The sequence below is a fragment of the Mycobacterium sp. TH-M15 genome (assembly GCF_057473705.1).
The window spans coordinates 1-9742 of the sequence record NZ_JBYCLB010000202.1 but is presented as its reverse complement, the minus strand read 5'-3'; the positions used below and the strand labels follow the sequence as shown (position 1 = coordinate 9742).

Below are 9742 nucleotides of genomic sequence, written 5' to 3'. Positions count from 1 at the left end.
AGCACGGCCAGGTCGGTCTTGGGGTCACGCCCGACCAGGTTGGCCGGCACTTCCTTGCCGTCGTTGAACACCACCGTGGTCTCGTACTTGCTGGGGTTGTTGGCCGCCTCGGAGATCACGTGGTTGTTGGTGACGATGTACCCGGCGCCGTCGACGACCACGCCGGAGCCCTGCATCCCCTCGCCCTCCTTCTTGTTGAGCGATTCGATGGTCACCACCGAGTCGGCCACCGCGGCGGCCACCTTGGCGAACCGGCCGGTCGGCTCCTGGGTGTTCCCCTTGACCGACAACGTCACCTTCGAGGTGGTGAACGCCTCGACCACCTGCGCGGTGGTGCGCCCGACATAGCCGCCGACGCCGCCGATCAGCAGTGCGGTCAGCCCCAGCACGGCCAGTGCCCGGTAGGAGACCCGGCTGCCGAAGAGCACGTCCCGCACCCCGAGTTTGGTCTCCGCCGGCCGGACCATCGGCGGCGGCGGTTCGACCAGGGCCGGCGCACCGAGCGCGGCGCCGGCCGCCGGATCCCGCCACGGGTCGAGGAGGTCCTCCAGGTCGCCGTTGCCGTTCCGGTCCAGCGCCCCGGCGTCGGTCGGATGGCGCTGCAGCGACGCGGCGCCGGCGAACGGCCGACCGAAGGCCTCGGCCAGCACCGGGTCCGGCGGCAGGTCACGGGAGGTGAACTCGCCCTGGTCGCGATATTTCTCCGGCCGGACACTGGCCGGCACGAACGACCCGTCGATGCCGTCCGGGCGACCGAACGCCTGCTGCGAGGCGACGTCGACGGCGGGTCGGTGGATCGGGCGCGGGGCCAGGCGGTTGCCGCCGGGGTTTTCCTGGTTCGGGCTCACGTGATCCTCATTCCGAGAGCGCCCGCCGGGCGCAGAACGGCACAGTAGGGAACAGCAACAAACAGAACTGCGTCCGATCCACCTTACCGACGTTTGCGGCGCTGCCGCGGCGTACCGTCGGCGAACTGGCCGGGCAGCGGCTGCGCCGCCGGCTCGTCGACCGGGGAGTCGGGAATCTGCGACAACAGCCCGAGCAGGTTGCTCGGGATGCGGATCGGGTGCGAGTCGCGCAGCGCCGCGCGCGCCCGGTCCTGATGCTCCACCTCGGCGGCGCACTCCGCGCAGAGAGATAGGTGGTGGGCGGCGCGCAGGTGGGCGTTCATCCGCAGTTCGCCGTCGACGAACGCCGCGATGGCCTCGGTGGACAGATGCTCGGTGGAGCCGAACCGGCGGGGCGCCCCGACCGGCGCGTCACTCTGCGACGCGAATTGCGACGGCAACCAGGACAGTGCCCGACGGAACACATGCCCACGATCTGACACCGTCGCGCTCCCCTTCGAATGCAACGCCCGATTCCGGCGTCGGGCAGTACCTAAAATGTAGCGCGCCGTGACCGCCGCGGACGTCAACGCCCCGGCCGGCGGTCAGCGGGCGGTGAGTTCGCCGGTGGCCGACCGGGCGGCCAGGTAGTCGCGCAGCGCCTGCCGCCCGCGGTGGATCCGGCTGCGCACGGTGCCCATCTTCACGCCCAGCGTGGCGCCGACCTCCTCGTAGGACAGGCCCTCGATGTCGCAGAGCACGACGGCGGCGCGGAACTCCGGCGGCAGCGAGTCCAGGGCCGCCTGCAGCTCCGGATCCAGCCGCGCATCGTGGTAGACCTGCTCGGGATCGGGGTCGTCGCCGCGCACCCGGGCCAGCATCTCGTCGGGCAGCGCCTCCATCCGGATGCGTCCGCGCCGGCGGACCATGTCCAGAAACAGGTTCGTGGTGATCCGGTGCAGCCAACCCTCGAAGGTGCCCGGCTGGTAGCGGTGCAGCGACCGGAACACCCGGATGAACGTCTCCTGGGTCAGGTCTTCGGCGTCGTGCTGGTTGCCGGCCAGCCGATACGCCAGCCGGTAGACCCGGTCGGCGTGCTCACGCACCAGCTCGTCCCAGGACGGCATCACGGTCGAGTCACCGGTCGCGTCGAACGCAGCGGTGCCCCGCGGTTCCTCCGACGGGCCGCTCGGCCCGGGCAGTGTGGTGATTTTCCGATCCTCCAGATCAGGGCTGCCGACGGCCGGCAGCGCACCGTCGTTGGCAACATCGACCCGGCCCCCGGTATTCCGGATCCGGCGCCCACCCCGTTCCATGCGTTCACCTTTTCCCATCGGTTTGTGGCAGCTCTGTGGCGGCACTGAACACCGGCTGTGAACGGCTGTGAACTCATCGCCGGGCCGGTCGGGCGCGCCTGCTCCGATGCGACCGGCATCCGACCTACGCTGCGGATATGGCCAGCACAGACGAGGGCGCCGACCCCGATCAGCCCAGCCGCGCCGGTGCCATCGCCGCACACGCCGAGGGGTCGATATCCGAGGATGCGGTCCTGGCCGCCGCCCGGGACCGGGCCGGCGAGATCGGCGTCGGTGCGATCACCCCCGCGGTCGGCGCGCTGCTCAGCCTGCTGACCAGACTCAGCGGCGGCAAAACCGCCGTCGAAGTCGGCACCGGTGCCGGCGTCAGCGGGCTGTGGCTGCTGTCCGGGATGGCCGAAGACGGCGTGCTGACCACGATCGACATCGAGCCGGAGCACCAGCGGATCGCCAAGCAGGCGCTCGCCGACGCCGGTATCAGACCGTCGCGCACCCGCTTCATCAGCGGCCGGGCCCAGGAGGTGCTGACCCGGCTCGCCGACGGCTGCTACGACCTGGTCTTCGTCGACGCCGACCCGATCGACCAACCCGGTTACGTGGTGGAGGCGGTCCGGCTGCTGCGGCCCGGCGGGGTGGTGGTCATTCACCGGGCGGCGCTGGCCGGGCGAGCCGGCGACCCGGCCGCGCGCGACGCCGACGTGACGGCCGTGCGTGAGGCGGCCCGGCTGATCGCCGAGGACGAGAGGCTCAGCCCGGCGTTGATCCCGCTGGGCGACGGTCTGCTGGCCGCGGTCCGCGACTGGGCCGACCCCGACGGCGACCGGTAGCGCTCAGTCGACCAGGGTCAGCACCGGTCGGCCGGGGGACGGCCGAAGCTCCTCGGCCGCCGGCCGGGTGTCGTCGGTCGTCGGCGAACCGGTCTCCCGGCGGCCCGTCGACAGCCGACCCGCGGCGGCCACCGCGGTGGTCGCCGCCGCAGCCGAGCCGAGGCCCTGCAGCCAGCCGACCGGACCGACCGGTGTGCAGCCGAGCAGTTGGCTGACCCCGGGCACGGTGATCATCAGCGCGAACGCCGCGAAAGACCCCGCGGCGGTGGCCACCACCAGCGGAGCATGCGAGTCGACCATGGTCTGGCCGAGTTCGACGGAGACCAACGCGATCAGCGCGACCGTCGCGGCACGCTGCGGCCGCCCGGTGACCGAGGCCATCGCCCACGCCGCGGTGGCTGCGGCGGCGGTCACCCCGCCGCGGAACCGCACCGCCCGCCACAGCCGCTGTTCGTCGAGGCCCTGCGCTGCGGCCCGCACCGGGCCGGCCGGCGTGCTCACCGCGACGGCCGTGGCCGGCAGCGCGTCGGTCATCGTGTTCATCAGCAACAGCTGGCGGGTGTTCAGCGGCGAGTTCCCGGTGAGCGCGGTGCCGATGACCGAGAAGATCACCTCGCCGACGTTGCCGCCGAGCAGCCCGGAGACGGCGAGCTGTACGCCCCGCCACAACCGGCGCCCTTCGTCGATCGCGTCCACCAGTGACTCGATCCGGCCGTCGGTCAACACCACGTCGGCGGTGGCGTGCGCCGAGTCGCTGCCCCGGGCGACGACGCCGATACCGACGGTGGCGGCCCGGATGGCGGCCGCGTCGTTGGCGCCGTCGCCGACCATCGCGCAGGCCCGCCCGGCCCGCTCCAGGGTCTGGACGATCTGCACCTTGTTCTCCGGTGACATCCGGGCGAAGATCACCCGCTCGGCCGCCACCCGCTCTTGTTGCTTGCGCGACAACGCATTCCATTCCGGGCCGGTGATGATCTGGCCGGCGCCGACGGCGACGCCCAGCTCGTCGGCGATCGCGGTGGCGGTGATCGGATGATCGCCGGTGATCATCCGGATCGACACGCCACGCTCGGCGAGGTCGGCCAGCAGCTGCGGCGCCTGCGGCCGCGGGGTGTCGGCGAGGCCGAGGAACCCGGTCAGCGACAAGCCGGCGCCGCACAGCTCGGCGATCCGGTCGGGGTCGTCACCGATCGACCGCGCCTGCTGCGCGGTCAGCCGGCGCTGCGCCACCGCGATCACCCGCAGGCCCTGGGCCGCCAGCTCGGCCACCGTGTCCACCACGCCCGCGCCGCCGGCACGGGTGCAGGCCGCCAGCACCACCTCGGGGGCGCCCTTGACGGTCAGGTTGGTGCCGCAGACCGACGCCGAGAACGCCCGGCCGGAGCGGAACGGCAGATGCGCGTCCGGCTCGACCCACCGGCTCGCCTCGTCGGCCGCGGCTGCCGCCTCGATGATCGCCTGGTCGGTGGCGTGCGCGTGCGCGGCACCCTCGGGGGCCGGGGCGGCCTGTGCCGCGCCGGAGAGCACGTCGTCGCGCGAGTGCCCCGGAGCCGGCTGCACCCGGGTGACCCGGAGCCGGTTCTCGCTGAGCGTGCCGGTCTTGTCGAAGCAGACCACCTCGACCCGTCCGAGTGCCTCCACCGATCGGGGAATACGAACCAGCGCACCGGATCTGCTCAACCGTTGAGCGGACGCGTGCTGCGCCAGGGTGGCCATCAGCGGCATTCCCTCCGGCACCGCGGCGATGGCGACCGCAATCGCGTTGCCCAGCGCCTGACGCAGACCGCCGCCGCGCAGCAGCCCGAGGGCGCCGACCGCCGCGCCGCCGGCCGCGCTGACCGGGAAGGAGCGGCTGACCAGCTGGCTCAGGTGATGCTGCAGACCGACCTCGGGCAGCTCCCCGGCCGCGAGTTCGGCCGCCCGGCGGGTCTGGGTGTCGGCGCCGACCGCGGTGACCAGCGCGACCGCGGTACCGGTCACCACCGTGGTCCCGGCGTAGAGCATGCAGCGACGTTCGGCCAGCTCGGCACCGGGTGTCGGGTCAACTCGCTTGTCCACCGACAGCGACTCGCCGGTGAGCGAGGACTCGTCGACCTCGACGTCGGTCTCGTCGACCAGCCGGGCGTCGGCCGGCACCACTTCGTTGCTGCGCACCTCGATCAGATCGCCCAGCTGCAGGCGCTCGGCGGGGACGTCGCGGTAGGACTGTGCGCCGTCGGCATCGACCACGACCGTGCGGGCCGGCGGCGCCTGCTGGGCCAGCAAGACGTTCAGCCGGTTCTCGGCCCGCAGCCGCTGCCCGGCCGCCAGCATCGCGCTGCCGGTCAGCACCGCGCCCACCATCACCGCGTCGATCGGCGAGCCCAGCAGGGCGGTGGCCGCCGAACACAGCGCCAGGATCGGGGTCAGTGGGTCTGCCAGCTCGTCCCGGACGGCGTGGACGAACTGCCTGAACATGTTCGGCGGCTGGGTGTCGTCACCGTCGTCCGCATTCTGCTGTCCGGCCGCCGCGACCGGCGTCAGCACCGCGCGCACCTGCTCGACCGACATCGCGTGCCACTCGTAGGCGGGTGCCGGCGTCGGCGCGCGGTCGCGGATCACCCGGCGGGCCAGCAGATAGCCGGAGATCAGCCCGGCCGCGGCACCCAGCGTCACCGGCCCGGGTCCCTGCCCGCGCGGGCGGCGGACCCCGCGCACCATGAAGAGCCCGGCCAGCGCCGACGAGCCGACCGAGATCCCGATGCCGCGGCGGCTGGCCTCCCGGGCGGCCGGCAGCGCATGCAGCACCTGCCACGCCGCGGCCAGGTCGGGCAGCAGCAGATCGGCATGCCACGGTGGCGCGATGTCACCGGTCGACACGATCCCCAGGCCGAGATCCGCCGACGACAGTGCCTGCGACGCGGCCGACGACAGCACGGCGACGGTCCGCCCGGCCCGCTGCAGCTCGGTCAGGGCCCGGGCGAGCGCGTCGTCGACGTCACCGTGGTGCACCGGGTGGATCTCGTCGAACGCCGGCCGCAGCTCCCCCAGCAGGTCGATGTCGACGGTGGCCAGCTCCACGCCGCAGCCGCGGGCCTCGAGCACCACCGCCGACGCCGACGGGTGGTGCACCGGCAGGATCAGCGCCTCGACGATTCCTGTGCGCCCGGATCCGCGCGCGGATAGCCCGGGTACCCGGTGCCAGCCCGGGTTCAGTCCCGGTTTCTCCAGCAGATCCTGCGCCCGGGTCCACGCCTCCGGCAGCTCGTCGTCGCGGGCGCCGCGTACCCGCACCACCCGCAGTCGCTCGCCGCAGAGTGCCCGCGGGTCGATGAGCAGCGCGTCCACCTTGTCGAGGCGGCGCAGGCTCTCCGGTCGCAGTGGCAGCACCGCGTGCCGTTCGGCCAGGCCCTGTCCGAGGGCAGCGGCGAACGACTCACAGCTGGTGCGCACCGCCTTGGGGGCGGCCGCCAACGCCGCACTGGAGGCCATGGAGATGTTGCCGGTGATCGCACCGACCAGCCCGGTGCCGATCAGCTGGATCTGCGCGAAACGCTTCATGTGGTGTCCGACCGGCCCGTCCGGCGCCGGCACCGGGCGGGCCGCCGGGTGCAGGTCGGGATGGTCGGCGTAGCGGGCGAGCCCCGGCTCGTGGCGGTGCCATGCCTGCGCTGCGGCGCGGCATTCCGCGGCCTTGAGGGCTTCCACCCCGAGGTCGACCGCCAGGATCGCCGGGGACAGGGTGAGGACGTGCGCCCCGAACGAGGCGAGCGAGAGCACGGCGTCCGTCGGCCCGGCACCGATCCGCTCTTCGAGCAGCCGGCGCAGCCACGGCTGGTACCTGGCGATCGAGACCGCCGCGTCGATCGCCTTGGGCGCCCGCGGCCAGCGCAGCGTGCTCCCCACCGCCGCGACCATCAGCGCGGCGGCGTTGACCCCCATCGTCGCGCCGCGCATCGCCAGCAGCACACCGTCGCCGGGCAGGCTGTCCGGGTGACCGGAACGTTCCCGCCGGCCGGCGCCGTCGTCTCGCCGGCGGCTCTGCTCGACGCGGTCGACCGCCGTGCACAGTTCCCGGAGCGAGGTCTTAGCGTCGACCTCGACGATGGCCCGGGACAGCGGGCGGTTCAACCGAACCGCAGTCACCCCCGGGCGGCTTTGCAGGGCGTCGCTGACCAGCGGGCCGAGCTCCGCCCCGTCCGGTTCGGCCAGGCCGCGCACCTCGATCCAGGCCCGTCCGTGGCCACGCCAGCAACGCCGGGTCAGCGGCGTCCCGGAGACGTCACCGGACAGCACCTTGGCGCCTTCCCGGACCGGGATCATGGCGACGTCGAGGCCGGCGGCGACCACCGTGCCGACGGTCGTCGCGGTGGTCGTCGCCGCGGTCACGGCGGTGCTTGCCAGCGCGTAGCCTGCCGCGGCTCCGTTGGCGACCGCGCGCAGCGGCGAGAAGATCTGCATGGCGTCGACCTGCCCTGATCGAGTTCGGTGGAACGGGTGCTGGCTGACCGGCGCGGCTACCGGCGGCCACCCAACGCGGCCGCGGCCAGCGAGACCAGCTGGGCGCCGCGGCCGACGCCGACCCGCGCGCCGACCACGTTCGGGTCTCCTTAGCAGCGGAGCGGATCTGGTCCGTTTTGCCGCGACCGGATCAAGCCGCCGGTGATCGGAGTGGACGGCGTCCCTCGCGACGGAGTTCGGCCTCGACGTCGAATGAGTAGGTGCCGTAGAAGTTGATGTGATCGTGCTGCGCGGGTGTCAGGTGTGCCGCGTCTTCGTCGGTGACGGGGTAGCCGTCGGCGCGTAGCGCGTCGAGTGCGTCGCCGAGGTAGGTCGTGGTCCATAGCACCGCGGCGTTGGTGACCAGTGTGAGACAGAGCGCCTGATCGACTTGGTCGTCGAGGTGTCGCCTGCGAATGTGTCCTTGGTGGGCGAAGAACAGATCGCGGCGCAGCGCGTGCAGGCTCTCGCCCTTGTTCAGCTGACGACGGACGCGGCGGCGGAGTTCTTCGTCGGCGACGTAGCGGCAGAGGTAGATGGTGCGTACCAGCCGGCCGTATTCCTGCAGGGCTCGGGCGAGGGAGTTCTGCCGGCTGCTGGCGTGCAGCTTGGCGATGAGCAGGCTGGCGGTGGTGTGCCCGAATTTCATCGAGCCGACGAGCCGGAGCAGATCGTTCCAGTGATCGGCGATCAGCTGGGTTTGGATGGGCTGGGTGAGCAGCGGTCCGGCGTGCGGGTAACGGCCTCGCCACGCCGAGCCGGGGCCCAGCCGGTAAAGCTGTAACCGGCCGATGTCGCGGATCCGCGGGCAGAATTGTAGGCCGGCGAGGTTGAAGATTCCGAATGTTGCCAGGGTCTGGCCGGCGGTGTCGGTGGTGTGCTCGGCGATGGCCAGGTCGGTTGGGTTACCGAAGATCTCATCGAGCACGGCCACGGCTTCACGCCAGGTGGTCGGGATAACTTTGGTGCCGTAGGTCGAGTGCTGATCGGACACATGGGTATAGGTGGTGGTCCCCTCATCGAGGAAGTACCGCGACAGCGCGCGGGCGGTGAGGCTACGACCGCGTTGTGGAAAACGCTGGCCGTCTGATGACGACAGGGTGCCGCCGCCCCACAGCTGGGTAAGTGGGTGCCGATGATGCGAGTTGACCAGGCGAGCGTTCGCTTCTCTCAGCGTGTCTTGACGTAGGTACCACTGTGAGGTCCAGGCGAGGATGTCTTCGGAGATGCCAGAGGCGTCGGCCATTCCCGCGTAGCCGAGATTGCAGGCGTAGGCCAGCACCGAGGCGTAGAGGTTGCGGGTCAGATCGGGATTGCGCGGCTTCGCGCCGCCGGCGTGGGTGAACGCTTCGCTGAAGCCAGTGTCGCGATCGACTTCGATGAGCAGCGCGGGCATATGAATCTGCGGAAGCCGGGCGGCGACCGCCTCGGCGAGTGCTGCTGCCCCGGCCGGTAGCTGCTCGGCGGGTAGCGGCGACACGATCAGGTCACCGTCCTCGCCCACGCGGGCCAGACCCGCACTTGCCGGATCAGCCAGCATTCGCTCCAGATCGGCGACGACAGCGTGCAATTCGGTCTCCAACCGTTGCAGCTGCCGTGCAGGATCGGCGTGGCTTCCGGTGACGGTGCAAAAGTCGTCGCGCTGGGTGACCCATGTTTCGGGCGGAATGAGCAGCGTGGTGGGGTCGGTGTAGCGGCGCGACCCGGGCACCCACACGTCGCCGGATCGTAGCCTCGACTGCACCCCGTAGAGCACGCTGAGTTCCCAGTAATGCCGGTAGGCGGCTCCGCGGCCTTGGCCGCGGGCGGTGTCGAGGTAGCCGCGCCAGCGGGCCGGCACAAACGACGTCGCCGCCGGCATGGTTGCCCGCTCGGGAACCACCGTCCGGCCGCCGGCGTTCAGCTCACGCAACACCTCGACTGCGTCGAGCAGTGCCACGACGTCGGGACTGGCGGTGTTTCCGGTCAACGGCAGCTGCGCGATGACCGCCGGAGTGAAAGTCCGCAGGTACTTGTATCGGGCGGCGAGCAGATCGAAATGTCCATGATCACGCGGTTCACGCTCCGCGGTTGGCCGGCGAGCTGCCTGAAGTCGCGGCATCCCGACATGCGCACGGACCAGTCGCCCGGCGTCGGCGTCGGACACGGATGGGTCGGCCAGGATGTCGAGTACCTCGTCGAGGAGCCGGCCGCGGTCGATCTCCGCACGTGCTCGTTCCACGACGCGCTGTGACAATTCATAGCGCGCCCGGGAGTCCGCGCCGGCTAGTGCTTGGTCCAGCAGCTGTACCAG

The 9742-nt window shown here is 71.8% G+C and carries 6 protein-coding genes; 1 reads left to right on the top strand and 5 read right to left on the bottom strand.

Features of this window, described 5'->3' with window-relative positions:
* From AC2VNT_RS04795 to sigE, 3 genes are all read right to left on the bottom strand, one after another.
* A partial coding sequence (locus AC2VNT_RS04795) for a trypsin-like peptidase domain-containing protein (RefSeq protein WP_486945763.1) occupies nucleotides 1–848 on the bottom strand: 848 nt, incomplete at its 3' end.
* Between the two features lie 83 nt (nucleotides 849–931).
* Entirely contained in the window at nucleotides 932–1354 is a 423-nt protein-coding gene (rseA, locus tag AC2VNT_RS04790; RefSeq protein WP_486945762.1) for an anti-sigma E factor RseA, read from the bottom strand.
* 78 nt (nucleotides 1355–1432) lie between these two features.
* On the bottom strand, nucleotides 1433–2143 hold the full coding sequence (gene sigE, locus AC2VNT_RS04785) for an RNA polymerase sigma factor SigE (protein WP_486945761.1): 711 nt from the start codon (nucleotides 2141–2143) through the stop codon (nucleotides 1433–1435).
* 137 nt (nucleotides 2144–2280) lie between these two features.
* Between sigE and AC2VNT_RS04780 the strand changes: the two genes are divergently transcribed.
* Complete coding sequence (locus AC2VNT_RS04780; RefSeq protein ID WP_486945760.1) at nucleotides 2281–2970, top strand: O-methyltransferase; 690 nt, start codon at nucleotides 2281–2283, stop codon at nucleotides 2968–2970.
* A gap of 3 nt (nucleotides 2971–2973) precedes the next feature.
* On the opposite strand, the gene AC2VNT_RS04775 is transcribed toward AC2VNT_RS04780, so the two are convergent.
* Nucleotides 2974–7410, bottom strand: coding sequence for an HAD-IC family P-type ATPase (locus AC2VNT_RS04775; RefSeq protein ID WP_486945759.1), 4437 nt, complete (start codon nucleotides 7408–7410; stop codon nucleotides 2974–2976).
* A gap of 190 nt (nucleotides 7411–7600) precedes the next feature.
* On the bottom strand, nucleotides 7601–9742 hold a 2142-nt coding region (locus AC2VNT_RS04770; RefSeq protein WP_486945758.1), incomplete at its 5' end, for a Tn3 family transposase.